The organism is Anaerococcus obesiensis (genome assembly GCF_016599815.1).
GTDB lineage: Bacteria > Bacillota > Clostridia > Tissierellales > Peptoniphilaceae > Anaerococcus > Anaerococcus vaginalis.
Genome location: NZ_CP067016.1, coordinates 406522 through 429793, shown reverse-complemented (window position 1 = coordinate 429793; position 23272 = coordinate 406522). Strand labels below are relative to the sequence as shown.

Sequence of the window (23272 nt, the reverse complement as noted above, 5' to 3'; positions counted from 1 at the left end):
CCTATGAGTATTTATATAAATAAAGAAAATTTAAAAAGTAAAAAAAGAAGAGCTATAAAAGGAATGAAAATGGATACTAAAAAAATAATAAATAAAAAACATATATACTCTTAGTTTTTGATATTATAATCATTAACTTAGCATATTTTTTAGCTTTATTTTTAAGGTTTGATGGAAGTTTAATTCAAATACCAAGGATATATTTAAAAGCTTTTGAAAACTATGCTCTTATAAATACAGTTATAACAATTGCTATATATTCAGCTTTCAAGCTATATAGAATAATTTTGGAATATGCATCATATACTGAATTAATAAAAATAACTCAAGCAGTAGCTTTATCATTATTAGTTCATATTTTTGGTATTTCAATTCTGTTTCAAAGGATGCCATTGTCATATTTCGTATATGGATTTTTGATTCAATATACTTTTACAGTAGGAATAAGATTTGCCAACAAAATGTTTATACAAGGAAAATATAATCTATTAGACAAAAATCCAGAATTTAAAAAAGCAATAATAATAGGAGCAGGATCAGCTGGACAGACAATAAAAGAAGATATAAACAAATCAAACAGACAAGAAAATACAAGCATAAAAGTAGTTGCATTTATTGACGATAATCCAGAAAAAAAAGGTCAATATATAGACGGGACAATAATTTATGGTGGTAGAGATTCAATAAAAGAGCTTGTAAACAAAGAAGATATAGATCTAATACTAGTAGCCCTACCATCAGCCCAAGAAAATCAAAAAAGAGAAATCCTACAAATATGCAATGAAACAAATTGTGAGGTAAAAGTCCTACCAGGAATTTACCAATTAGTTTCAGGAAGCATATCAATGTCTGGAATGAAAGATGTCCAAATAGAAGATTTATTAGGACGTGATCCAGTAAAAATATTTTCAAATGAAACATTTGATTACCTAAATGATAAAGTAGTCTTGGTAACAGGCGGTGGAGGTTCAATTGGATCAGAGCTTTGTAGACAAATCGCTCAATACGGACCAAAACTTTTGATAATATTAGATATATACGAAAACAATGCCTACGAAATTGAACAAGAATTAAAAAGAAATAATAAAGATTTAAAATTCATCACCCTAATAGGATCAGTAAGAGACTATGCAAGAGTAAAAAAAGTATTCGAAACCTACAAACCAGAAATAATTTTTCACGCAGCAGCTCATAAACACGTACCATTAATGGAAACAAGTCCAGTAGAAGCAATAAAAAATAACGTAAGAGGAACCTACATAGTAGCTCTTCTTTCATTAATATATGATGCAAAAAGATTTGTCCTAATCTCAACCGATAAAGCAGTAAACCCAACATCAGTAATGGGAGCAACAAAAAGAGTTTGTGAGAAAATAATCCAAGGAATAAATGACATAAGACAAAACAAAGAATACGAAAAACTAGCAAAAGTAACAATCAACGATGGAGATAGAATAGTTACAATAAATCCAAAAGATTACCTACAAGGAAAAACACCAAAAACAGAATTCGTAGCAGTAAGATTTGGAAATGTCCTAGGTTCAAACGGATCAGTAATCCCATTATTCAAAGAACAAATAGCATCAGGTGGGCCAGTAACAGTAACCCATCCAGAAATAATCCGCTACTTTATGACCATAAAAGAAGCAGTAAAATTAGTATTACAAGCAGGCTCAATGGCACAAGGCGGAGAAATATTCGTACTAGATATGGGAGAGCCAGTAAAAATAGATTACTTGGCAAGACAATTAATAAAACTATCAGGCTATAAACCAGATATAGATATGCCAATAGTATACACAGGCCTAAGGCCAGGAGAAAAACTATACGAAGAAAGACTAATGGATGAAGAGCTCCTATCAGATACAAAAGTCGAAGGAATATCCGTAGGAAGACCATTAGAATTTTCAAGAGAAGAATTTTTCCAAAAACTAGACAAAGTAATAAACCAAGAAAATATAGATGAATTAGACATAGTTGTTACGATAAATAATTTAATAAGTACGTTTATAGGAAAGGGTAATAAATAATGACAAAAAAAATGAACATACCATTCTCTCCACCAGACATTAGCGAAGAAGAAATTAATGAAGTAATAGATGCTTTAAAATCTGGTTGGATAACAACAGGACCAAAAACAAAAAAATTAGAAAAAGATTTGCTAGAATTTACAGGAACAAATATAGGAGTTTGTTTAAATTCTCAAACAGCAGCGGCAGAAATGACCCTTAGAGTTTTAGGAATTGGAAAAGGCGATGAAGTAATAACAAGTGCCTACACATATACCGCAACAGCTTCAGTAGTAGAACATGTTGGAGCAAAATTAGTTTTAGTAGATACCCAAGAAGAAAATTTAGAAATGGACTACGAAAAATTAAAAGAGGCCATAAACGAAAAAACAAAAGTAATAATCCCTATAGATTTGGCCGGAGTGCCTTGCGATTATGATAAAATATTTGAAATTGTAGAAGAAAAGAAAAATTTATTTAAGGCAAACAACGAAATTCAAAAAGCCTACAACAGAATAATAGTAATGGCAGATGCAGCTCATGCTTTGGGAGCAGAGTATAAAGAAAAAAAAGTAGGATCAGTAGCAGATTTTTCAAATTTTTCCTTCCATGCAGTAAAAAATTTCACAACAGCAGAAGGTGGATATGCAACATGGAAAGACAAAGAAGGAATAGACAACGAAAAACTCTACAAAAAATATCAATTATTATCCCTTCATGGTCAATCAAAAGATGCCCTAAGCAAAACAAAGCTTGGATCATGGGAATATGATATAGTAGGCCCTTGGTACAAATGCAATATGACAGATGTATTAGCAGGAATAGGACTTGCCCAAGTAAAAAGGTATCCAACACTTTTAAAAATAAGAAAAGAAATAATAGAAAAATACGACAAAGCCTTTAGACCGTTAGGAATAAAAAGTCTAAACCACTTTGACCAAAATCACAAATCATCAGGACATCTTTATATAACACAAGTTCCAGGAATAGATACAGAACAAAGAAATAAAATAATAGAAGAAATGGCAGAAAAAGGAATAGCATGTAACGTTCATTATAAACCACTTCCATTATTAACAGCCTACAAAAATCTAGGATTTGATATAAAAGACTATCCAAATGCTTATAACCATTTCGAAAATGAAATAACCCTACCTCTTCACACAAAACTTACTGATGAGGAAGTTGATTATATAATTGAAAATTATAGATATGTTATTGAAAATAGTAGTTTATAAATTATAAATGATTTAAAAGAGAGGTTTAATAATGTATATTATAATAGGAGCATCAAGTTTTATAGGTGTTTATACAGTCGAAGAATTTTTAAAACAAGGTTGTGAAATAATTGTAACAGGAAGAAATAATAAATTTAAAGAGCATTATGATAAACTAGGTGTAGATTATATAAACCTAGATTTGGTAAATAAAAAAGATTTTGATTTACTTCCTAAAGAAAATGTTGATGGAGTGATTCTTCTAAGTGGATTGTTGCCAGCAAACTCTAATGTAGATTTAGAGAATGAAGAAAATGCAGCAGATTATTTTGAAGTAAATACTATAGGAACTATAAACGTTCTTGAATATTGTAGAAAAAATAATATAAATAGAGTTATATCAACTTGTTCTTACGCTGATGTAAGGGGTGCTTGGGGAAAAAAAGCAATAACAGAAGAAGAACCACGTGATTTCATATATGAAGGAGATCATGCAGTATATATTTTTTCTAAGAATGCAGCAAATGATACAATGAAATACTATAATGAACAACATGGAATGAAAAATGCCTGGTTTAGATTTCCGCCAGTGTATGGTGTTGGACCTCATGATTCTCTTTATATAAATGGGAAATTAAAAAAATCTGGACTTAAAATTTTTATTGATAACGCAAAAAAAGGAAAAGATATTTGTATTTTTGGAGACAAAAATTTAAGTAGAGATATAGCTTATGTAAAAGATGTTGCACATGCATTTTATCTTGCTGTAAAAAGTGATAAAACTAGAGGACTTTATAATATGACATCAGGTCGTGGGGTTACTCTACAAGAACAAGCAGAAATAATAGCAGAAATCTGGGCTCCAAGTCCAGAAAGAAAATCTAAAATAACTTATAAACCAGAAATAAATAATAATACTAAATCTTATATGTTTTCAATGGAAAAGGCTAAGAATGATTTTGGATATGTTCCTAAATATTCTGATTTTAAATTGATGATGCAAGATTATAAGAAGGATTTAGACAATAATAAATATCAGGAGCTTTTTAAATATGTCAAGTAAAACTAAATTATCAGGGAGCTTAGTTTTTAGGGTTACAAAAAGAACCTTTGATATTTTGCTATCTTTAATATTGATGATACCAGTTATCTTAATTGTTATAATTTCATATATATTTATAAAAATTGAAGATGGTGGACCCTTATTTTATAAAGCGGAGAGAACTGGACTTTTTGGAATCCCATTTAAGATGTATAAGTTGCGTTCTATGAAAGAAAATGCTCCAGATATAAGGTTAGAAGATGGTTCGACATTTAATGGAGATGATGATCCTAGAGTGACAAAATTTGGTAAATTTGCAAGAAAAACAAGTATTGATGAACTTCCACAAATCATAAATGTTTTAAAAGGAGATATGAGTTTTATTGGTCCAAGACCTGATACACCAATGTACTTAGATAAATATACGGACGAAGAGAAAATTATTCTTACGGTGCGCCCAGGTATAACTGGTTATAATCAGGCTATTAACAGAAATTCTGTTTTAACAAAAGAAAAATTGGAAAATGATGTTTATTACGTGAAACACTTATCACTTTTTTTTGACTTGAAGATAATATTTATGACAATAAATACAATAATTATGCGTAAGAATATAAATAGAAATTATGAGGAAAGCAAAGATACTTTTGTTTAAAATAATAAATTATTGGAGTACATATATAAATGAAAAAAATAATGATATTAGGCGCAAGTATTTTACAAGTTCCTGCTATAGAAAAAGCTATAGATATGGGGCTTGAAGTCATTGCGGTTGATATAGATTCAAATGCACTTGGATTTAAAATACCAGATGTAAAAAAAGAAATTATTAGTACTATAGATATTGAATCTGTAATGAGTGCTGCAAAAAAACATAATATAGATGCGATAATGACTCTTGCTAGTGATATGCCAATAATGACTGTTGCAAAAGTTTCAAAGAAATTAGGGTTAGTTGGTGTTGATTTAGATACGGCTATAAAAGCAACAAACAAATCAAAAATGCGTGAATCTTTAAAAAGCTTTGGCGTGCCCGTGCCTTTATTTTATAAAGTTGATAGTCTAGATAAATGTATAAAAGCGGTTAATAAAATTAAGGATAAAGGTTACAAATGTATTTTAAAACCAGCTGATAATTCTGGGAGTCGAGGTATTGTATTACTACCTGATTTTAACGAGAAAACTATAAATATAGCTTATAATTATAGTAAAAATAATTCTAGAAATAAGATTGTAATGGTTGAAGAATTTATGGAAGGACCAGAAGTAAGTGTAGAGACAATCAGTGTAGATGGGAAATGTAATATAATTCAAATTACTGACAAAATAACAACGGGTGCTCCATATTTTGTAGAAATGGGACACTCTCAACCTAGCCAGCTACCAGATAGTATAAAAGATAAAATAAAAGAAATAACAATTGCTGCAAACAAAGCTATAGGTATAATAAGTGGTCCTTCACATACAGAAATCAAAATCACTCAAAATGGTCCAAAATTGTAGAAATTGGAGCAAGGCTTGGGGGAGATAACATAACAACACATTTAACTCCTTTGTCTACAGGGGTTGATATGGTTGAAAGTTGCATAAAAATTGCTTTGGGAGAAAAACCAGATATAAGAATAAAATACGATAAAGCATCAGCAATAAGATATTTCGATCAAAGTCATGGGAGAATTAAGTCTATAAGAGGGTGGAAGAAGCAAGTAAATTGCCTGGAATAATTCAAATATCAATAATTCACGGTAAAGATCATATTATTAATGGTATTAAAAGTAGTTCAGATAGAGTAGGATTTGTCATTGGACAGGCAGATGATTGTAAAGGAGCTATTTCAACTGTTATTAAGGCTTTAAGTCTTATAAAAATAGATCTTTATTAGGATTTAAAGTTTATAATATTTAAATGGAGTTTTAATAATGAAAGTTGCAATAATGTGTAATGGATTTAGCTCTAAAGGATTTGATAGGGAAGAATTAGTAGATAATTTAAATAAAAAGGTTATGACGTATATCTAGGGCTAATTAATGATGGAATAATTAACAAATGTTATAACGAACTCAATGCTAAATTAATATTTATAGATGCTAATAGAAATAATACAAATCCTTTTATAGAATTAAAATCATTATTGAATATAAAAATAAATTGAAAAAAGAGAATATAGATTACGTTATTATATACGGTATAAAAAACCACATATCAATGATTCTAGGAGCCAAAATAGCCGGAGTAAAAAAATAATGTGTGTTGTCAATGGAAGAGGTAATCTTTTTATATTAAAAGGTCTAAAATGGGATTTAGTCAGAGCAATATCACTTCCTATGCTTAAATTATCATATAGATTAGCGGATTTTATATGCTTTCAGAATAATGATGATAGAAAAGAATTTATAGATAAAGGTTTAGTTAAAAATACATCTAAGGTTTTTTTGACGGGTGGCTCTGGTGTTAATCTAGAAAAATTTAAAAAATTAGATCTTGTAAATGAAATTCATTCTTATTTTTATCAAGAATAACAGAATCTAAGGGGCTTAAGGAATATATTTATGCTGCAAAAATCGTGAAAAAAAATATCCGACAGCTGTTTTTGATGTTGTTGGACCATTAGATAATGCAGTGGAAAAATCAAGTTTAAATGACATTTTAAAAAAAGCTGAAGATGAAAATACTGTAATTTATCATGGAGAAACAAGAGATGTGTCAAAATGGATGGCAAAATCTAGATTTTTATATATCCTTCATATTATCCAGAAGGTGTTCCAAGATCAGTGTTACAGGCTTTAGCAAGTGGCAGACCTGTTATAACGTTTAATACACCAGGATGCAAAGAAACCGTAAAAAATGGTGTAAATGGTTTTGTTGTTGAGAAGAAAGACATTAAAGCTTTAGCAGAAAAAATGATTTGGATGATTGAACATCCTAAAGAAACAGAAAATATGGCACAAGAGTCTAGAAAGTTTGCTGAAGATAATTTTGATGTTTTTAAAATTAATGAGAATATAATAAATAGACTTAAATAACTTAAGGAGAACAATGATAAGAGTATTACATGTATTAGGTGGATTAAACAGAGGCGGAGCTGAAACTATGGTAATGAATTTTTATAGATATATAGACAAAAGTGAAGTTCAATTTGATTTTATTATTCATAGTGATTCGCAAAATGATTATAGAGAAGAAATAGAGAGTATGGGTGGGAAAATATACGTGTTCCCTAAGTTTAAAGTATATAATATTTTAAGTTATAGAAATACTTGGAAAAGTTTTTTTGACGCTCATCCAGAATATAGAATTATTCATTCCCACATTAGGAGTTATGCAAGTGTGTTTTTTCCTATAGCTAAAAAATATCATTTAAAAACAATTATACATAGCCATAGTACTTCAAATGGAAAAGGATTTAAGGCTATTATTAAAAATATACTACAAAAACCTTTAGTGAAACAGGCTGATTATTTGTTTGCATGTTCTGAATCTTCAGGAAAATGGTTATATGGAACGGAAAAAATAAAAGAAGATAATTATTTTTTAGTAAAAAATTCTATTGACGTTAATAAATATAAATATAATGAAAAAATAAGAACTAAATATAGAAATGCTTTAAATATTGAAAATAATTTGGTATTTGCTCATGTTGGGAGGTTATCTAGTCCTAAAAATCATATTTTTTATTAAAAGTTTTTAAAGGAATTTTGGAAAAAAACTCAAAATCTATTTTATTAATTATTGGAGATGGAGAGTTGAAAGAAGAAATAAATACAAAAATTAAAGATTTGAACTTGAAAGGGAAAGTATATATGATGGGTTCAAGAGAAGATGTTGATAACATTCTACAAGCGGTAGATGTCTTTCTCTTCCCGTCATTTTGGGAAGGATTACCAGTTGCTGTTGTGGAAGCTGAGGCTTCAGGTTTACCATGTATTTTATCAGAATCTGTAACAGAGGAAGTAAAATTATTACCAAATCTTAAATATTTGCCTATAAATCAAGGAGAAGGTGTATGGGTAAATTATATATTAAATATGAAAAAAATAGACTAAAAGAAGCGTCGGAAATTGTTAGATCAAAAGGTTTTGATATAAGAGATACAACTAGATGGTTATTAGAATTTTACAAGAATTTAGCTTCTTAGTTAAATTAATAGATGTGCTGCTTTAAATTTTGTTTTAAGCGAGTCAATCATCTATATAGGTTTTGATAACGAATTAGTTTAAGAAAGGGAATTTTTTGACAATTTATATATTTTTATTAGCTTTTATACTACTAAATGTGTTTTTAGAGGCATCATTTTCGTCTTTAAAAATTTCAAAATACAAATTGAATACGGGAAAAATTAGTTTTTTCTTATGTTTTATATCTATACTTATGATTGGGCTTATGAGAAATCAACATTTAGGCGTTGATGTAGATAACTATAGATATTATTTTTTGAAGTTTTATCCAAGTAAAAGCATTAGTTTTTTTATATTTAATTTTAAATATGATATTGGCTACGTTCTTTTAAATAAATTTATTAGATTATTTACAAGTAATTTTAGAATATTTGAAAATATTGTATTTATAATTAGTTATGGAATTTTTCTTACATTATATATAAAAGATCCAAATGCTTTTCACTTAGTTTTTTAGTATATTTAGGTCTTGGATTTTTAGGAACTAATTTATGCATTTTAAGGCAAGCTATAGCGTGCTCTATTTGCTTTTAAGTTTTGATTTTATTAAGAAAAACAAAAAATTAGTTAGTCTTTTATTAATATTACTTGCTGTTACGTTTCATAAAACGGCTATATTTTTCTTATTATCTTATCTAATTATTAAGGGGAATGATAGCAGAGTGTTATTGATTAAAAAAATTTGTTTCTAATGTTATCTATTTTAGGTGCTATGTATATAATCCCGCATCTGTATAAATTCTATTCGAATGATTACTCTAATACATCGGTTTCTGGTCAGGGATATAAATTACTATTTTTTTATATTATAATATCTTTTATTTTAAGAATAATAATGAATCGTAAAAAATTAAATAACGAAGTTAAAGATTATGAAGGATCATTTGGAGCGATATATCTTCAAATTGGTGCAATAAGTTTTTCGTTATTTGCGAGAGTTACAAGATATTTTGAACTAATATATACTCTTTCAATACCTAATATTACTTATGAATCTAAGTATAGGAAATTTATATATTTATTTTTGCATTAATATTTTCAGCATTATATATATATGGATTAGTAACTGATGGTTGTCAAATAGTACCTTTTGAATCATTTCTAACTTAATTATATTTTAATAGGAGATATTAATGAAAATTTTATTTTATATAAATACATTAGGAAAAGGTGGAGCTGAGAGAGTTGTAACAAATTTAGCAAATCAATTTGCAGATGAAAATAATACAATTATTTTAGTAACTTCTTATAAAGTTGAAAAAGAATATAAGACAAATTCAAATGTAAAAAGAATTTGCTTAGAAGACTATAAAAATCTTCAAAAAATAAGATTTTTAAAAATATAAATATTATTAGACAATTAAAAAAGATAATTTGCATGAAGAAACCTGACTTAGTTGTTTCATTTATGAGAGAGCCAGTTGTAAGGGCTTTGCTTGCTTCTAGAAAATTAGATGTTAAAAATATAATCTCTATTAGAAATGATCCAAGCAAAGAGTATCCAGGAATTACGGGGAAATTAATATCAAAATATATACTTCCTAAAGCTGATGGATGTGTTTTCCAAACTGAAGATGCTAAAAATATTTCCCGATCAAATTACAGGGTAAATCTAAAATAATATTCAATCAAGTTGATGAGAAATTTTTTGATGTAAATATATATGATCCCAAATATATAGTTTCAATAGGAAGACTAAGTCATCAAAAAAATCAAATGATGTTAATTAATGCATTTGCAAAAGTAAATGAAAAATATCCAGATGAGAAATTATTGATCTATGGAGATGGAGAACTGAAAGAAAAATTAAAAAATGAGATAAATAAAAAAGGACTTGAAGATAGAATATTACTTATGGGTTTAACGGATAATATTCCAAAGGTTTTATCAAAAGCAAAGATGTTTATCTTATCTTCAGATTATGAGGGGATGCCTAATACTCTTCTAGAAGCTATGGCAGCTGGTGTTCCATGCATATCTACGGATTGTCCGTGTGGTGGTCCTAAGGCTATTATAAATCATGGAGTAGATGGAATTTTGGTTCCTGTAAATAATGAAAAAGAGTTAGCAAAAAATATTCTTTTATTATTAGAAGATAATGAATTTTCGAATGAAATAAGGAAAAATGCAAAAGAAAAATCTGAAATATTTAAGCCAAATAATATATTTAAACAATGGCAAGAGTATTTTGAACAAGTGATAAATAATTAGAAAGGAAATTGTACAAAAATACAATTATGATAAAATGGTAAATAATATTATTAAAAAGGCTAATAAATATATATCAAATCAAGAATATAGATTGAGAGTAAATTCAAAACTTGGCTTGTATAATAATATGGACGATAAAAAGTTTATAGAAAAAATGTTTAAAGCTACTATGGATTATCCTTTAAATTTAGAAAATCCAAAATCTTTTAACGAAAAATTACAATGGTTAAAACTATATGATAGGAATCCATTATATACAAAATTAGTAGATAAATATAAAGTTAGAGAATATATATCTGAAAAAATCGGAGAGGACTATTTAATTCCTTTATTAGGAGTATGGGATGATCCAGAAGAAATTGATTTTGATTCTTTGCCAAATAAATTTGTTCTAAAGTGTAATCACAACTCTGGTCTAGGAATGTGTATATGTACAGATAAAAGTAAAATTGACATAAAAAAGTAAAAAATGAATTAAAAAGTGGGTTAGCTCAGAATTATTATCTTAATGGGAGAGAATGGCCTTACAAAATGTTTCAAGAAAAATAATTTGCGAAAAATATATGACAGATGAAACGGGAAAAAATTTAAGAGATTATAAATTTTATTGCTTTGATGGAAAGCCTAAGATTGTTGGAATTTATCAAGATAGAAATTCTGATAAAGAAACAACTGGAGATTTTTTTGATATGAATTTTGAATGGGTAGACTTAAGATTTGGAATGCCTAATGCTTTAAATAAACCTCAAAAGCCACAAAAATTTCAAGAAATGATTAAAATTGCGGAGATTTTATCTGAAGGAATGCCAGAGGTAAGAGTAGATTTATATATAAGCAATAATAAAATTTATTTTGGGGAGTTGACATTTTTTGATGGTGGAGGTTTTGATAAAATTGAGCCTCTTGAATGGGATTATAAATTAGGTAGTTGGATAAAATTACCGAAAAAAATGCTAAGCAACGGAGACTAATAATGAATAGAAAAAAGCTATTAGCTCTTAACACAAGTTCATCGCTAATATTTCAGTTAACTACAATTGTATGTGGCTTTATTGTTCCTAGACTTATATTAAAATCATACGGTTCTGAAGTCAACGGTTTAATAAATTCAATAATGCAATTTTAGCGATTATATCATTCTTGGAACTTGGAGTTGGAGCTGTAATTCAATCATCATTATATAAGCCTTTAGCGGAAAATGATTATAATCAAATAAGCAGAGTTATGGTTTCTGGTCAGAAGTTTTTCTCAAGACTTGCTACAATACTTTTGGTTTACGTTGTGATTTTGATGGGGATTTATCCGTTAATAGCAAAAACAAATTTTGGATTTTTGTATACTGCTATAATGATTCTAGTCATAAGTATAAGCTCTTTTGCTCAATACTATTTTGGAATTGTCAATAGTTTACTTATAACAGCAAACCAAAGGGGATATTTTTCTTACAATATTCAAACAATAACATTAATATTAAATACTATAGCTTGCTTTATTCTAATAAAATTAGGAGCATCAATTCACATAGTAAAACTAACTACATCATTAATATATTTAGCCAGACCACTAATTCTTTCGCTTTATGTAAAGAAAAATTATAAAATAAATTGGAATATAAAATACGATGAGGAACCAATAAAACAAAAATGGAATGGAATAGCTCAACACATTTCAGCGGTTGTATTAGATGGTACTGATAATATTGTACTTACAGTATTTATGGGACTTGAAATTGTTTCGGTTTATTCTGTATATAATATGGTTGTTATGGGAGTAAAAAAACTTCTTATGTCAATGACAAATGGAATTCAATCATTGATGGGTGAGCTTTTAGCTAGAGAAGAAATTGATAGATTAAGAAAATTTTTTGGTTGGGTTGAATGGAGTATTCATACTGGAACAACTTTTATTTTTGGAGTTACAGCTATTTTAATAATTCCATTTGTAGAAGTTTATACATCAGGAATACATGATGCAAATTATATTCAACCATTATTTGCAGTTTTAATAGTAGCAGCAAATGCAGGTCACTGTTTACGTCTACCATATAATATATTGATTTTAGCTGGCGGTCACTACAAACAAACGCAAAATAATTATATAATTGCAGCTATAATAAATATTGTAATATCAATTTTATTTGTAAATATTTTAGGCTTAGCTGGTGTTGCGATAGGAACGCTATTGGCTATGTTTTATCAAACAATATGGATGGCAATATATGATTCTAAAAATTTAATACGTTGGCCTATAAAATATTTCATAAAACAATTATTGGTTGATGGAATTACTGTTTTATTTTTGTTATTATTGCTAAATTTTCCACTATAAATGAGATTACATGGATTTCTTGGATTTTATATTCAATAAAAGTTAGTATTATTTCTCTAGTGTTTATGGGAATAATTAATGCAATATTTTATAAGAAATATATTACTGTTATATTAAAAAAATTAAAAAGATATTAGTTAAGGGAATAATAATGCGTGAAAATTGTAAAAGTAAATTAAAGGCAGATTTATGTAGATATGGTGGAGATTATAAAAAAATTCCTAAATTTCAAAAATGGTTTAGAAAATATCAAGATTCAAATAATCATCTATTAAAAATTTTCTATAAAGTTTTATTTGTTTTAAATAGAAAGAAAATTTTGTAGAATTGTCTGTTAATTCTAAGATTGGTAAGGGTTTATATATAGGACATCCTTTTGCGATTACAATAAATCCTGAATCTATTATTGGTGAAAATTGTAATATACATAAAGGAGTTACAATAGGACAAGAAAATAGAGGAAAGAAAAAAGGAACTCCTTCAATAGGTAATGAAGTATGGATTGGAATAAATTCGACAATAGTTGGGAATGTTCGTATAGGTAATGATGTATTAATTTCTGCAAACTCATTTGTAAATTTTGACGTACCAGACCACTCTATAGTAATAGGAAATCCTGGGAAAATTATCCCAAAAGAAAATGCAACTAAAGATTATATTAATAATAAATATAATGATACTTGTAAATAAATTTCAAAAATAAAAAGCTAATTATATAATAATTTAAATTACTATATAATTAGCTTTTTTTCAAAGAAATTTATATCTTATAAAATTCTTTATACCATTCAGCAAATTTTCTGATACCATCTCTTAGGCTAGTGTCTGGTTTGAAGCCAAAATCTTTTTCTAATGGTTTGGTGTCGGCGTAGGTTATTGGGACATCTCCTGCTTGCATTGGGACTAATTTTTTATGGGATTCGAAATCGTAATCTTCTGGTAATACTTTTGCCCTTATTAATTCTTCTTGGAGTATTGTTACAAAATCTAATAAATTTTCTGGGTTGTTGTTTCCAATATTGTAAACTTTGTATGGTGGAATTGGCAGTCCATCTTCCCCGTTTTTTCTTTCTGGTGCTTTTTGTATTACTCTTTTACACCTTCAACAATGTCATCAATATAGGTAAAGTCTCTTTTACAATTTCCGTAATTAAATATTTCTATTGTTTGGTCATTTAAAAGTTTGTTTGTAAAACCAAAATATGCCATATCAGGTCTTCCTGCTGGTCCATAAACTGTAAAAAATCTTAAGCCAGTTGATGGGATATTATATAGTTTACTATAGGCATGAGCCATAAGTTCATTAGATTTTTTGTTGCAGCATATAAGGATACAGGATTGTCTACCTTATCATCAGTGCTATATGGAACTTTTTGTTTGAACCATAAACTGATGATGAAGAAGCATAGACAAGATGTTCAACTCCTTTTGAACCATTGTCATAAGAATGACGACAAGCTTCCAAAATATTATAAAATCCAATCATATTTGAAGAAATGTAAGCATCTGGATTTGAAATTGAATATCTTACTCCAGCTTGAGCACCCAAATTTACAACTACATCTGGTTTGTGCTCTTCAAATATTTTATCAATAATCTCTTTATTTGAAATATCTTCTTGATAAAATTTGTAAGAAGAATTTGGATTTTCTTTTAGACATTTTTCAATTTCTTCAAGTCTCCATTTTTTAATATTCACATCATAATAATCATTCATATTATCAATCCCAATAATATTTATTGGTGATTGAGTTTTTAATAATTCAAGTACAAGGTTTGATCCGATAAAACCTGCAGAACCTGTAACAAAAACTGTTTTATTTTTTAAATCTATATTATTCATTTTTTACCTTAATCTCTTTTAAAAATATCTCTAGTATAAACTTTATCAATTACATCATCAAGACAAGAATCATATCTGTTTGCAATAATTGCTTGACTCATTTTTTTAAATTTCTTTAAGTTATTTACTACTTCTGAACCGTAAAAAGTTTCTCCGTTTTTAAGAGTTGGTTCATATATAACTACCTTTGCTCCCTTTGCCTTAATTCTTTTCATAACACCTTGGATCGATGATTGGCGGAAATTATCAGAATTTGATTTCATAGTAAGTCTATATACACCAATAACTTTTTCACTTTCTTTTTCTGGATCCCATTTGCTATTTGAAACATAGGCACCAGCTTTTCCCAAAACTTGATCAGCAATAAAATCTTTTCTAGTCCTATTAGAATCAACAATAGCAGAAATCATATTTTGAGGAACCTTATCAAAATTTGCTAATAATTGTTTGGTATCTTTTGGAAGACAGTAGCCACCATAACCAAAAGAAGGGTTGTTGTAATGAGAACCAATTCTTGGATCAAGACAAACACCATTAATAATTTCTTCGGTATTTAAATCTTTGCTTTCAGCATAAGTATCAAGCTCATTAAAATAAGAAACCCTAAGAGCAAGATAAGTATTAGCGAAAAGTTTTACAGCCTCAGCCTCAGTAAAGCCCATAAACAAAGTATCAATATCTTCCTTAATTGCACCCTCTTGTAAAAGATGAGCAAAAATTTCAGCCTTTTCACGACTTTCATCATCACAAGAAACTATGATCCTTGAAGGATAAAGATTATCATATAAGGCTTTGGATTCTCTTAAAAATTCCGGACTAAAATTATATTTTTAGTATTATATTTTTCCCTAACAGATTTAGTGTATCCTACAGGAATAGTTGATTTTATAATCATAGTAGCTGAAGGATTAACCTTCAAAACCAATTCGATAACAGATTCAACAGCAGAACAATCAAAAAAGTTCTTCTTAGAATCATAATTAGTAGGAGCAGCAATAACAACAAAATCAGCATTCCTATAAGCAGCCTCACCATCAAGAGTAGCAGTCAAATCAAGGTCTTTTTCCTCAAGATATTTTTCAATATATTCATCTTGGATAGGAGATTTCCTCTCATTAATTAAATCAACTTTCTCTTTAATAATATCAACAGCAGTAACATGGTTGTGTTGAGACAACAAAGTTGCAATAGAAAGACCAACATATCCCGTGCCGGCAACAGCTATATTGTATTTTTATTAGAAATTTTTTGTTTACTTTGTTTTTATCATCTTGAAATAAATCTGTAATTTCAAATTCTAAAGTATCTGATAAAGACTCAAGCTGTTCTATTGATGGAATATAGTTTTGAGATTCTAATTTGCTAATCATAGTCCTGTTTATACCAGTTATTTCTTCTAATTTTTTTGTGTTAAATTTTTTCTTTTCTTTTATCAGAAACGGTTTTTGACAATTTCTCTATTGATAGTTTTTTCATTTTTTCTCCAAATCATTATTATAACTTTTAATTAATAATAACAAAAGCGTGGGAATAAGTCAATTATAAATAACAATCATAAAATAAATTTATAGAAAACAAGATTATAAGCAATTTTAAATAACAAATATTTATGGGTTAATTTATTTGGTTTCTATATTTAAGTATATAATAATCTGGAAGTATTGATATTAAGTTAAAATTATTATAAACTATAAGATAGCTAGAATTTAAAATTCTTGAAATTATTATATTTTAGATTAAAAGGAGAAATTGGATGAATGATAATGAGTTAGACATAATAAGAGTTTTGAAAACTTTTATATGTAATATACATATAATTTATCTGTAGCCATAGTGTTAGGAGCAGGATTTTTCACAATAAGTAAAGTTTCAGCAGTTCCTACTTATGAAACATCAACGATTATAATGACAGAAAAATCATCGAATGATAGTATTAATGCTACTTATGCAAATCTTTCAAAATCTAATTTATTGGTATCAAAAGTAAAAAATAAATTAGGGTTAGAGATGTCTTACGAGGAATTTACTAATAAAGTTACAGTTGAGCCGATATCTAACACTAGAATGATTAACATAGTGGTTAAAGATACTATACCAAAAAGAGCTACGGATATTGCAAACCAAACAGCTATAGAACTAAAAAGTGCGATAGGAAAACTTAATAAAAACAGAGTTATAATCGTAGATAAAGCTAGACTGCCTAAAAAGAATATAAATCAAAATTCAAAGAAAAATGGTGCAATAGGATTTGTGTTAGGATTTCTAATAGGAACTTTAATATTATTAGTAAAAGAACTAACTAATACAAGAATCAAAAGTGCTGATGAAATAAAAGAATATTATGAGATTCCTTTGATAGGAATAGTTCCAGATAAGGCAAAAGGAGAATAAGATGATAGAAAATAATGGATATTTAAATAATTCATCTTTATATGATGAGTCTATATATTCTATAAAAACTGCTATAAAATATAACAAGAATTATAGTAAATGCAAGGTTATTGGCATGACCTCTTCAAAGCCTAATGAGGAAAATATTGAAATTTTATATGATCTTGCTAAAACTTTTGCCAAAGATTGTCTAAAAGTTGCTATTTTAGATTTTGATTTGAGAATGCCAAAATTAGGAAATATTATAAAAGCTGATAAAAATTTTGGGCTTACAGATTATTTTAATGGTGAAATTGCTGTTGAAAATTTACTGTTAAAAGATAAAACAGAAGAAAATTTATTTATTTTATTGGCAGGTCAAAGACCAACAAATCCAACTCAAATACTAGATTCAAAAAAAATAAAAGAATTGATAGAAAATTTATCAAAAGAATTTGATTATATATTTATAAATGTACCTCCGGTTGATTTATTGGCAGATGGCTCAATAATTTCAACTTATTGTGATGGTATTATTGTGGCAGTAAAATACAATGATACAAAAAAAGAAGACCTTGACAAGGCAATTAAAAATTTACAAGAAGTTGATGCAAATATAATAGGCTTATTGATGACCCATGCGCAGGTAGATAAAAATCTATATAAGAGCTATCTTAATAAATAGTTTTTATTTATAGAAAAACAGCTATTAGAAACTTTGGAGGAAAAGATGAAAATCAAAAAAATTATATGTCTTCTTGTTCTTCTGATTAGTTTGAGTTCATGTAAAGAAGAAAAAGAAAATTATCAAAGTAAAAATGTAGATGTAGATACAATATTTGATAGTAATTTTTCTTATGATTATTCAGATGATGAAGATGAGGACCTTGAAAAATTAACGAAATTGATTAAAAAAAGTGCAAATGAGATATCAAGTACTGAAGATATAAAAGAAAAAGAAGATAGCAATTTAGGAATGGGAAAAGAATTTGTAATATCATCAAAAACTGATTTTAGAAAAGAACCCTTTGAAGATGAAGATAATATTATAGAAAAAATTCCAAAGAATTCAAAGGTAAATTTAATCAAAAATGTAAAAGTTGATGGCAAAAAATGGTCTAAAATTTCTTTAGATGGAAATATTGGTTATGTTAGAAGAAATGTTTTGAAAAATGAGAAGTAAATAGTGTTTTAAATTAAGATTTATAAATACTCTCTTTGTAGATTGAATCTACAAGGGGGTATTTTTTTGATTAATTTATTAATTTTTAAAGTGTTTTGAATTTATGATATAATTTTAAATTTTAATGCTCAATATTTTGTATTAAAATTTTAAAATGATTAATGTAATATTTTTAAATTGTGAAATAATATATCAAAAGTGTCTATGCAATGTTGAATGAAACAACTTGGCGTTTGTATTTGACTAATAATTTTCTTGTTTTATTGATGAGAAATATTGTAATTACTTGTTATATTTTTTTATAATTATTTTACAAAATAAATCGGTATTGAAATTAGAAAAAACATTTTCTTTTTTAAAAAATTATGATATAATTTAAAAAAACATATTTCTGGATAGAAAATAATTTAATATAAATTTAGCATTACTACTACATATAAAATTTTTTATTGATTAATGTTAGTATTTTACACGTTTTGTTTATTAATTTTGATAAGTATATTTTTATTTGATTATTTTTCTTGTCCTTAATTTATATTATTATTTATTATAAACCCAAACAGTTTAATATTGGTTAAATACTCAAGAAATCGATATCAAGAGTTTGGATTTTTTTAATTTTATTTTTGTTGCTGTGAAATTATATGGATCCTATAATTTTAATATTTTTGCGACAAATTACACATAAGCTATTTTTTTATATTAAACAATAGTTTTAGCTGTTGTTTATGGAAGGAAGTGGGAGTTTAAAAAGATATTTGGTAGTAAAAAAATATATATTTAGTTTATATATTTGTGCTTAGAGTTTATAGGGCTTTTAAAAGAAAAATGTATTTTTAGGAGATTTTATGAAATATGTTAAAGAATTTTGTTATTTGATTTTTTTCTTGCTACTAGGCTTTGTAGCTAAGAAATTAACTGGGCTACCAATACCTGAACCAGTTTTTGGTATGATTTTTTTGTTTGTTGCTTTGCTATTTAAGATTGTAAAGGTTGAGGATGTTGGAGAAACATCAGATTTTCTAACTTCTATTCTAGCTTTTACTTTTACTCCTCTTGGTGTTGGTCTTATGGTGCAATTTGATGTAATTAAAGATAATGCAATACAAATACTTGTGGTTATGACTATATCTTGCTTAATAACTATGGCAGTAACTGCTAAAATTGTAGAAATAGTACAAAAAGTGAGGAAGTAATATGAGCGAATTTTTGAATACTTATATAGCTGATAATGATTTTTTTGGAATTGTTTTGAGCATAGTTATGTTTAGAATAGGAATGATGGTTAGTAAAAAAACTAAAATAGCGTTTTTTAATCCGTTATTGCTTGCTATAATATTTTGTATAGCTTTTTTGAAAATTACTGGTATTAGTTATGATAATTTTAATAAGGGTGGAAAGTACATATCATTTATGATAGCACCAATTACTGTTGCTTTAGTTGTAAGTTTGTATAGAAATATAGATAGATTAAAGGCAAATCTTGTTCCTATTTTAATAGGGGTAATAGTAGGGTCTATTGTTGCTATTTTGTCTGCTTATTTCCTATCAAAGATTTTTAAATTTGATAAGAATTTGACTTTGTCAATGATGCCTCAATCAGTAACTACTCCTATTGCAAAATCGTTGACTGAGGAATATATCGGTAAATTTGGGGCAGATGAAGTGACCATTAAGACTTATGCAGCAATTACTGCAATAACAGTTATACTTAGAGGAACTGTTGGAGCTATATTTGCACCTACAGTTATGAAAATCATGAGAGTAAAAGATTCTGTAGCTATTGGTATTGGTATCGGTACGGCAAGCCACGCAATGGGAACATCAAAAGCTATAGAAATGGGAGAAGTTGAAGGAGCTATGAGTGGATTATCTATTGCTATAGCTGGTATTTGTACAGTTATTTTGATGCCACTTTTTGTAATGCTTTTTATAATTTAGATTTTTTTGAATTTTGAAATTAAATGAATAAAAAAATTTTTATGTACACAGGAAAAGGCGGTGTTGGCAAGTCTACTATATCAAGCGCTACTGCTATTATTTCTGCAAAAAAAAATATAAATACAATTTTAATCAGTATAGACCAAGCTCATAGTTTATCAGATGTTTATGGAATAAAAATAGGCGGAGAGATTACTAAAGTCTGTGAGAATTTGTCTGTTGTTGAAATTGATAGCTCAAAAATTTTAGAGGAAAGATTTCCTGATATAAAGGCTGGTCTTGCAGATAGGTTTAGAAAAATAGATTTTTCAAAAGTATCTTATAATTCAAGTGTTGATATGCCATTTATTGCTAATATATTGTCATTGCTAAAAATATTGGATATATATGAAAAGTTTGATTTTGAAAATATAATAGTGGACTGTCCAGCATCAGCATCTACATTTGCTTATCTAAAAATACCAGAAATGCTTTCGTGGTATTTGGAGAAATTTTTTGGAATAGGTAAGGGAATAATTAGAACTTTAAGGCCTGTATCTAAATACAAATATAAAATCAACTTGCCAGATAATCAATCTTTGGATGAAATTGAAATTATTTATAAAAGGCTTATAAAATTAGAGGGGATTTTAAAAGATAGTAGGATTTCAACGGTTAGATTAGTTGGATTGGCTGAGAAGATGGTTTTAGAAGAAAGTAAAAGAGATTTATCTTACCTAAATCTTTTTGATTATAATGTAGATGGATTTTTTGTCAATAGACTTTTTGATGACGATAAGAGTGATTTTGTAAGAAAGAGAATAGAAATACAGTCAAAGCATTTAAAAGAGATTGAAGATTGTTTTTATAATATGCCAGTCTATAAAATAAAATTGATGAAAAAAGATTTAATAAATCTAGAGGATATAGAAAAATTTGCAGAGGAATTATCTTTTAAAGATTCAATTTTAGATATAAAACCTATTTGTGAAAGTTATAGTTATGAAAAAATCGATGATGGATATATATTGAGGATAAATATTTCAAAAATTCATGATTATGATGTCTATAAAAAAGGGACAGATATAAATATTAGAGTGGATGATATGAAAAGAATTATTAGCTTGCCCAATATTTTGTTTGATTCTTATATTCACAAATGTGTCCGCAATAACGATGAGCTTTATATATATTTAAAAGTAAAACAGGATAAGATATGAGAATTATTATAAATACTGGCAAGGGTGGAGTTGGAAAAACTACAATTTCAGCGCTAACAGCTATAAATATTTCCAAAAGATATAAAACTTTAGTTATAAGTAGTGATCTTGCTCATAGTTTAAGTGATTTGTTTGAAGAAAAATTAAATGATAGTCCCAAGCAGATAGCAAATAATCTTTACGGACTTGAGATTAATCCCATCAAAGAAAGTAAAAAAGCGTGGGGAAATATAAGCTCTTATATGAGAGAGCTTGTAAAAGAAAGTGTAACAACAGAAATACAGCTAGATGAGTTGTCACTTCTTCCTGGATTTGATGATGTATTTTCTCTACTTAAAATTTTAGAAATTTATAAAGAAGGAAAGTTTGATATTTTGATTGTTGATTGTGGGCCCAGTGGTGAAACAATATCCCTGCTATCGACTGGAGAAAAGTTTAATAATTTGTCGGATTCATTAGTACCATTAGTTAAGAAGTTTAATAGTATTTTTGGAAGCTTTATTGAAAAAAGAACAGACGTTAAAAAGCCAAAAGATATAGTATTTGATGAGTTTATAAGTTTATCAAAAAAATTATACGAACTTGAACGTATATTACAAAATCCAAATATAACAACAATCAGATTTATAAGCAAAGCAAATAAAGTTATAGCAAATGAAACTTTTAGATCTTATAGCCTTATAAATATGTATGGATTTTTATCGGATTGCGTATTTATTAATATGATATATCCAGAAGAAATTCAACAATCTTCTTATGGAAATCTATTAGATGAAGATAAAACAAATATTATAAAAATAGAAGAATTTTTCAAAGAAAAAAAAGTTTTTAAGATTCACTTACAAGATTATGAAGTTATCGGGTTAAAAGCCTTAAATAAGTTGCATGATAAGATATTTAAAAATCTTAAACTAGAAGATATTTTCGTTAATGATAAAGCGTTTTATATCATAGAAGAAAAAGCTAGTAAGATTATTGTAATAGATTTGAAATATGCTAAAGAAGAGGAGGTAGAAGTTAGAAAAATAGGAAATGATTTAGAAGTTTCTTACTTAAATTATAAAAGAAGATTTAAGTTGGCAGATAATATATCTTCAAGGAAAATAAGCTCATTTTCTTTGCAAGATAACAAGCTTAGAGTTGTAATGGACTATGACTAGAATATGTAAAAAATAAAAATGAGAGGTCGTAAATGATAGAAAATAAAATAGAATTATTTGACACTTTTGCAAAAAATTTAGAAAGTGTTAATGGTACTTGTTATAAAATAAGTAAGAATGATTTAGCAGAGACACTTGTAAATATTTACAAGGACAATGGAATAGAATCAACTTGTATGTTGGAAACAGAGCTTGCAAAAGAAGCAGGAGTAGTTGAAGCTTTTAGAAAAAATGATATTACAGTTTATACTAATCATATTAGACTAAACAGCGAAACAGCTAAAGGCGGAATAACAGAAGTTGCTTATGGCGTGGCTGAGCTTGGTTCTGTTGTACAAGCAAGTGATGAAGTAGATGCTAGGCTTATGGCTATTATGCCAGATTATTATATAGGAATAGTTAAAGGCTCAACAATTGTGGAAAGTTATGATGATATGTTTGACAAACTATCCGAATTAAAACCTTTCCCAAAATATGTAGGTTTTATAACAGGCCCTTCAAGGACAGCGGATATAGAGTGCGTAAGTACAGTTGGTGTTCATGGTCCTTTGCAAATGAGTATAGTGATAGTTACAGATCTATAGGTTTAAGATT

36 protein-coding genes and 1 pseudogene are annotated in these 23272 nt (G+C 27.6%); 31 read left to right on the top strand and 6 right to left on the bottom strand.

Annotation, left to right across the window (positions count from 1 at the left end; all coding sequences use genetic code 11):
- Positions 1 to 69: 69 nt before the first annotated feature.
- From I6H46_RS02215 to I6H46_RS02115, 23 genes and pseudogenes are all read left to right on the top strand, one after another.
- Positions 70 to 2030, top strand: a pseudogene (locus tag I6H46_RS02215) (polysaccharide biosynthesis protein).
- Positions 2030 to 3247, top strand: a complete 1218-nt coding sequence (locus I6H46_RS02210; protein ID WP_234287396.1) for a DegT/DnrJ/EryC1/StrS family aminotransferase — start codon at positions 2030 to 2032, stop codon at positions 3245 to 3247. The pseudogene I6H46_RS02215 and the gene I6H46_RS02210 overlap by 1 nt, the downstream one beginning before the upstream one ends.
- A 31-nt stretch (positions 3248 to 3278) precedes the next feature.
- Positions 3279 to 4289 (top strand): NAD-dependent epimerase/dehydratase family protein, encoded by a 1011-nt coding sequence (locus tag I6H46_RS02205; RefSeq protein ID WP_004839481.1) that lies wholly within the window; start codon positions 3279 to 3281, stop codon positions 4287 to 4289.
- Positions 4279 to 4923 carry a sugar transferase gene (locus tag I6H46_RS02200; RefSeq protein ID WP_004839480.1) on the top strand — a complete coding sequence of 215 codons (645 nt, stop codon included), beginning with the start codon at positions 4279 to 4281 and terminating at the stop codon, positions 4921 to 4923. The genes I6H46_RS02205 and I6H46_RS02200 overlap by 11 nt, the downstream gene beginning before the upstream one ends.
- Before the next feature lie 29 nt (positions 4924 to 4952).
- Positions 4953 to 5771, top strand: coding sequence for an ATP-grasp domain-containing protein (locus I6H46_RS02195; protein ID WP_234287395.1), 819 nt, complete (start codon positions 4953 to 4955; stop codon positions 5769 to 5771).
- 68 nt (positions 5772 to 5839) lie between these two features.
- Positions 5840 to 5992, top strand: coding sequence for a hypothetical protein (locus I6H46_RS09660; RefSeq protein WP_234287394.1), 153 nt, complete (start codon positions 5840 to 5842; stop codon positions 5990 to 5992).
- Positions 5962 to 6150 carry a hypothetical protein gene (locus tag I6H46_RS09655; RefSeq protein WP_234287393.1) on the top strand — a complete coding sequence of 63 codons (189 nt, stop codon included), beginning with the start codon at positions 5962 to 5964 and terminating at the stop codon, positions 6148 to 6150. The genes I6H46_RS09660 and I6H46_RS09655 overlap by 31 nt, the downstream gene beginning before the upstream one ends.
- A gap of 361 nt (positions 6151 to 6511) precedes the next feature.
- Positions 6512 to 6787, top strand: a complete 276-nt coding sequence (locus I6H46_RS02190) for a hypothetical protein (RefSeq protein WP_200226076.1) — start codon at positions 6512 to 6514, stop codon at positions 6785 to 6787.
- Positions 6788 to 6887: 100 nt separating this feature from the next.
- Positions 6888 to 7055: a hypothetical protein gene (locus tag I6H46_RS02185; RefSeq protein ID WP_200226074.1), complete on the top strand. Its 168-nt coding sequence runs from the start codon at positions 6888 to 6890 to the stop codon at positions 7053 to 7055.
- On the top strand, positions 7040 to 7291 hold the full coding sequence (locus I6H46_RS02180; protein ID WP_234287392.1) for a glycosyltransferase: 252 nt from the start codon (positions 7040 to 7042) through the stop codon (positions 7289 to 7291). The genes I6H46_RS02185 and I6H46_RS02180 overlap by 16 nt, the downstream gene beginning before the upstream one ends.
- Before the next feature lie 13 nt (positions 7292 to 7304).
- A complete protein-coding gene (locus I6H46_RS02175; RefSeq protein ID WP_200226072.1) occupies positions 7305 to 7946 on the top strand; it encodes a glycosyltransferase in 642 nt (213 codons plus the stop codon).
- Positions 7947 to 7963: 17 nt separating this feature from the next.
- Complete coding sequence (locus tag I6H46_RS02170) at positions 7964 to 8311, top strand: glycosyltransferase (protein WP_200226069.1); 348 nt, start codon at positions 7964 to 7966, stop codon at positions 8309 to 8311.
- Positions 8312 to 8636: 325 nt separating this feature from the next.
- Complete coding sequence (locus I6H46_RS10225) at positions 8637 to 8900, top strand: EpsG family protein (RefSeq protein ID WP_200226067.1); 264 nt, start codon at positions 8637 to 8639, stop codon at positions 8898 to 8900.
- 34 nt (positions 8901 to 8934) lie between these two features.
- On the top strand, positions 8935 to 9135 hold the full coding sequence (locus tag I6H46_RS10500; RefSeq protein ID WP_200226065.1) for an EpsG family protein: 201 nt from the start codon (positions 8935 to 8937) through the stop codon (positions 9133 to 9135).
- 143 nt (positions 9136 to 9278) lie between these two features.
- Entirely contained in the window at positions 9279 to 9476 is a 198-nt protein-coding gene (locus I6H46_RS02155) for a hypothetical protein (protein WP_200226063.1), read from the top strand.
- Between the two features lie 100 nt (positions 9477 to 9576).
- The gene (locus tag I6H46_RS02150) at positions 9577 to 9789 is read left to right on the top strand and encodes a hypothetical protein (protein WP_200226061.1); all 213 of its coding nucleotides are present in this window, start codon (positions 9577 to 9579) and stop codon (positions 9787 to 9789) included.
- 32 nt (positions 9790 to 9821) lie between these two features.
- Complete coding sequence (locus I6H46_RS02145; RefSeq protein ID WP_200226058.1) at positions 9822 to 10064, top strand: hypothetical protein; 243 nt, start codon at positions 9822 to 9824, stop codon at positions 10062 to 10064.
- Complete coding sequence (locus I6H46_RS02140) at positions 10037 to 10654, top strand: glycosyltransferase (RefSeq protein ID WP_200226263.1); 618 nt, start codon at positions 10037 to 10039, stop codon at positions 10652 to 10654. The genes I6H46_RS02145 and I6H46_RS02140 overlap by 28 nt, the downstream gene beginning before the upstream one ends.
- A gap of 34 nt (positions 10655 to 10688) precedes the next feature.
- Positions 10689 to 11120, top strand: coding sequence for an ATP-grasp fold amidoligase family protein (locus I6H46_RS10220; RefSeq protein ID WP_200226056.1), 432 nt, complete (start codon positions 10689 to 10691; stop codon positions 11118 to 11120).
- A 52-nt stretch (positions 11121 to 11172) separates the two neighbouring features.
- Positions 11173 to 11625 carry an ATP-grasp fold amidoligase family protein gene (locus I6H46_RS10215; protein ID WP_200226054.1) on the top strand — a complete coding sequence of 151 codons (453 nt, stop codon included), beginning with the start codon at positions 11173 to 11175 and terminating at the stop codon, positions 11623 to 11625.
- Between the two features lie 169 nt (positions 11626 to 11794).
- Complete coding sequence (locus I6H46_RS02125) at positions 11795 to 12982, top strand: lipopolysaccharide biosynthesis protein (RefSeq protein ID WP_200226053.1); 1188 nt, start codon at positions 11795 to 11797, stop codon at positions 12980 to 12982.
- 151 nt (positions 12983 to 13133) lie between these two features.
- Positions 13134 to 13307 (top strand): hypothetical protein, encoded by a 174-nt coding sequence (locus I6H46_RS02120; protein ID WP_200226051.1) that lies wholly within the window; start codon positions 13134 to 13136, stop codon positions 13305 to 13307.
- A gap of 2 nt (positions 13308 to 13309) precedes the next feature.
- The gene (locus tag I6H46_RS02115; RefSeq protein WP_200226049.1) at positions 13310 to 13672 is read left to right on the top strand and encodes a serine O-acetyltransferase; all 363 of its coding nucleotides are present in this window, start codon (positions 13310 to 13312) and stop codon (positions 13670 to 13672) included.
- Between the two features lie 70 nt (positions 13673 to 13742).
- Here the strand turns inward: I6H46_RS02115 and I6H46_RS10400 are convergent, their stop codons facing one another.
- From I6H46_RS10400 to I6H46_RS10630, 6 genes are all read right to left on the bottom strand, one after another.
- Entirely contained in the window at positions 13743 to 13880 is a 138-nt protein-coding gene (locus I6H46_RS10400) for a hypothetical protein (protein ID WP_234287391.1), read from the bottom strand.
- 188 nt (positions 13881 to 14068) lie between these two features.
- The gene (locus tag I6H46_RS10395; protein WP_325100612.1) at positions 14069 to 14278 is read right to left on the bottom strand and encodes an NAD-dependent epimerase/dehydratase family protein; all 210 of its coding nucleotides are present in this window, start codon (positions 14276 to 14278) and stop codon (positions 14069 to 14071) included.
- A 46-nt stretch (positions 14279 to 14324) separates the two neighbouring features.
- On the bottom strand, positions 14325 to 14825 hold the full coding sequence (locus I6H46_RS10390) for a GDP-mannose 4,6-dehydratase (RefSeq protein ID WP_325100611.1): 501 nt from the start codon (positions 14823 to 14825) through the stop codon (positions 14325 to 14327).
- Positions 14826 to 14833: 8 nt separating this feature from the next.
- A complete protein-coding gene (locus I6H46_RS10640; RefSeq protein WP_456151202.1) occupies positions 14834 to 15586 on the bottom strand; it encodes a UDP binding domain-containing protein in 753 nt (250 codons plus the stop codon).
- 41 nt (positions 15587 to 15627) lie between these two features.
- Positions 15628 to 16002 carry a hypothetical protein gene (locus I6H46_RS10635; RefSeq protein WP_456151200.1) on the bottom strand — a complete coding sequence of 125 codons (375 nt, stop codon included), beginning with the start codon at positions 16000 to 16002 and terminating at the stop codon, positions 15628 to 15630.
- Positions 15971 to 16207, bottom strand: coding sequence for a hypothetical protein (locus tag I6H46_RS10630; RefSeq protein ID WP_456151201.1), 237 nt, complete (start codon positions 16205 to 16207; stop codon positions 15971 to 15973). Before I6H46_RS10630 ends, I6H46_RS10635 begins: the two co-directional genes overlap by 32 nt.
- A 451-nt stretch (positions 16208 to 16658) precedes the next feature.
- On the opposite strand from I6H46_RS10630, the gene I6H46_RS02095 reads away from it, so the two are divergent.
- The 8 genes from I6H46_RS02095 (at position 16659) to I6H46_RS02060 (ending at position 23262) form a co-directional block, all read left to right on the top strand.
- Entirely contained in the window at positions 16659 to 17216 is a 558-nt protein-coding gene (locus I6H46_RS02095; RefSeq protein ID WP_234287389.1) for a YveK family protein, read from the top strand.
- 1 nt (position 17217) lies between these two features.
- The gene (locus I6H46_RS02090) at positions 17218 to 17880 is read left to right on the top strand and encodes a CpsD/CapB family tyrosine-protein kinase (protein WP_019118723.1); all 663 of its coding nucleotides are present in this window, start codon (positions 17218 to 17220) and stop codon (positions 17878 to 17880) included.
- A 45-nt stretch (positions 17881 to 17925) separates the two neighbouring features.
- Complete coding sequence (locus I6H46_RS02085) at positions 17926 to 18378, top strand: peptidase M23 (RefSeq protein ID WP_200226046.1); 453 nt, start codon at positions 17926 to 17928, stop codon at positions 18376 to 18378.
- Positions 18379 to 19226: 848 nt separating this feature from the next.
- The gene (locus I6H46_RS02080) at positions 19227 to 19574 is read left to right on the top strand and encodes a CidA/LrgA family protein (RefSeq protein WP_019118721.1); all 348 of its coding nucleotides are present in this window, start codon (positions 19227 to 19229) and stop codon (positions 19572 to 19574) included.
- 1 nt (position 19575) lies between these two features.
- Entirely contained in the window at positions 19576 to 20319 is a 744-nt protein-coding gene (locus I6H46_RS02075) for an LrgB family protein (RefSeq protein WP_019118720.1), read from the top strand.
- Between the two features lie 23 nt (positions 20320 to 20342).
- A complete protein-coding gene (locus I6H46_RS02070; protein WP_019118719.1) occupies positions 20343 to 21518 on the top strand; it encodes an ArsA family ATPase in 1176 nt (391 codons plus the stop codon).
- Positions 21515 to 22678, top strand: a complete 1164-nt coding sequence (locus tag I6H46_RS02065) for an ArsA family ATPase (RefSeq protein ID WP_019118718.1) — start codon at positions 21515 to 21517, stop codon at positions 22676 to 22678. The genes I6H46_RS02070 and I6H46_RS02065 overlap by 4 nt, the downstream gene beginning before the upstream one ends.
- 32 nt (positions 22679 to 22710) lie before the next feature.
- On the top strand, positions 22711 to 23262 hold the full coding sequence (locus tag I6H46_RS02060) for a LutC/YkgG family protein (RefSeq protein ID WP_019118717.1): 552 nt from the start codon (positions 22711 to 22713) through the stop codon (positions 23260 to 23262).
- Positions 23263 to 23272 lie beyond the last annotated feature (10 nt).

Coding starts and splice junctions, on each gene's coding strand:
- I6H46_RS02210 (WP_234287396.1), top strand. CDS start 2,030: ATGACAAAAAAAATGAACATACCATTCTCTCCACCAGACATTAGCGAA.
- I6H46_RS02205 (WP_004839481.1), top strand. CDS start 3,279: ATGTATATTATAATAGGAGCATCAAGTTTTATAGGTGTTTATACAGTC.
- I6H46_RS02200 (WP_004839480.1), top strand. CDS start 4,279: ATGTCAAGTAAAACTAAATTATCAGGGAGCTTAGTTTTTAGGGTTACA.
- I6H46_RS02195 (WP_234287395.1), top strand. CDS start 4,953: ATGAAAAAAATAATGATATTAGGCGCAAGTATTTTACAAGTTCCTGCT.
- I6H46_RS09660 (WP_234287394.1), top strand. CDS start 5,840: ATGGTTGAAAGTTGCATAAAAATTGCTTTGGGAGAAAAACCAGATATA.
- I6H46_RS02190 (WP_200226076.1), top strand. CDS start 6,512: ATGTGTGTTGTCAATGGAAGAGGTAATCTTTTTATATTAAAAGGTCTA.
- I6H46_RS02175 (WP_200226072.1), top strand. CDS start 7,305: ATGATAAGAGTATTACATGTATTAGGTGGATTAAACAGAGGCGGAGCT.
- I6H46_RS10225 (WP_200226067.1), top strand. CDS start 8,637: ATGATTGGGCTTATGAGAAATCAACATTTAGGCGTTGATGTAGATAAC.
- I6H46_RS10500 (WP_200226065.1), top strand. CDS start 8,935: ATGCATTTTAAGGCAAGCTATAGCGTGCTCTATTTGCTTTTAAGTTTT.
- I6H46_RS02155 (WP_200226063.1), top strand. CDS start 9,279: ATGAATCGTAAAAAATTAAATAACGAAGTTAAAGATTATGAAGGATCA.
- I6H46_RS02150 (WP_200226061.1), top strand. CDS start 9,577: ATGAAAATTTTATTTTATATAAATACATTAGGAAAAGGTGGAGCTGAG.
- I6H46_RS02145 (WP_200226058.1), top strand. CDS start 9,822: ATGAAGAAACCTGACTTAGTTGTTTCATTTATGAGAGAGCCAGTTGTA.
- I6H46_RS10220 (WP_200226056.1), top strand. CDS start 10,689: ATGGTAAATAATATTATTAAAAAGGCTAATAAATATATATCAAATCAA.
- I6H46_RS10215 (WP_200226054.1), top strand. CDS start 11,173: ATGGCCTTACAAAATGTTTCAAGAAAAATAATTTGCGAAAAATATATG.
- I6H46_RS02120 (WP_200226051.1), top strand. CDS start 13,134: ATGCGTGAAAATTGTAAAAGTAAATTAAAGGCAGATTTATGTAGATAT.
- I6H46_RS10400 (WP_234287391.1), bottom strand. CDS start 13,880: ATGCAAGCAGGAGATGTCCCAATAACCTACGCCGACACCAAACCATTA.
- I6H46_RS10395 (WP_325100612.1), bottom strand. CDS start 14,278: ATGGCTCATGCCTATAGTAAACTATATAATATCCCATCAACTGGCTTA.
- I6H46_RS10390 (WP_325100611.1), bottom strand. CDS start 14,825: ATGAATAATATAGATTTAAAAAATAAAACAGTTTTTGTTACAGGTTCT.
- I6H46_RS02090 (WP_019118723.1), top strand. CDS start 17,218: ATGATAGAAAATAATGGATATTTAAATAATTCATCTTTATATGATGAG.
- I6H46_RS02085 (WP_200226046.1), top strand. CDS start 17,926: ATGAAAATCAAAAAAATTATATGTCTTCTTGTTCTTCTGATTAGTTTG.
- I6H46_RS02080 (WP_019118721.1), top strand. CDS start 19,227: ATGAAATATGTTAAAGAATTTTGTTATTTGATTTTTTTCTTGCTACTA.
- I6H46_RS02075 (WP_019118720.1), top strand. CDS start 19,576: ATGAGCGAATTTTTGAATACTTATATAGCTGATAATGATTTTTTTGGA.
- I6H46_RS02070 (WP_019118719.1), top strand. CDS start 20,343: ATGAATAAAAAAATTTTTATGTACACAGGAAAAGGCGGTGTTGGCAAG.
- I6H46_RS02065 (WP_019118718.1), top strand. CDS start 21,515: ATGAGAATTATTATAAATACTGGCAAGGGTGGAGTTGGAAAAACTACA.
- I6H46_RS02060 (WP_019118717.1), top strand. CDS start 22,711: ATGATAGAAAATAAAATAGAATTATTTGACACTTTTGCAAAAAATTTA.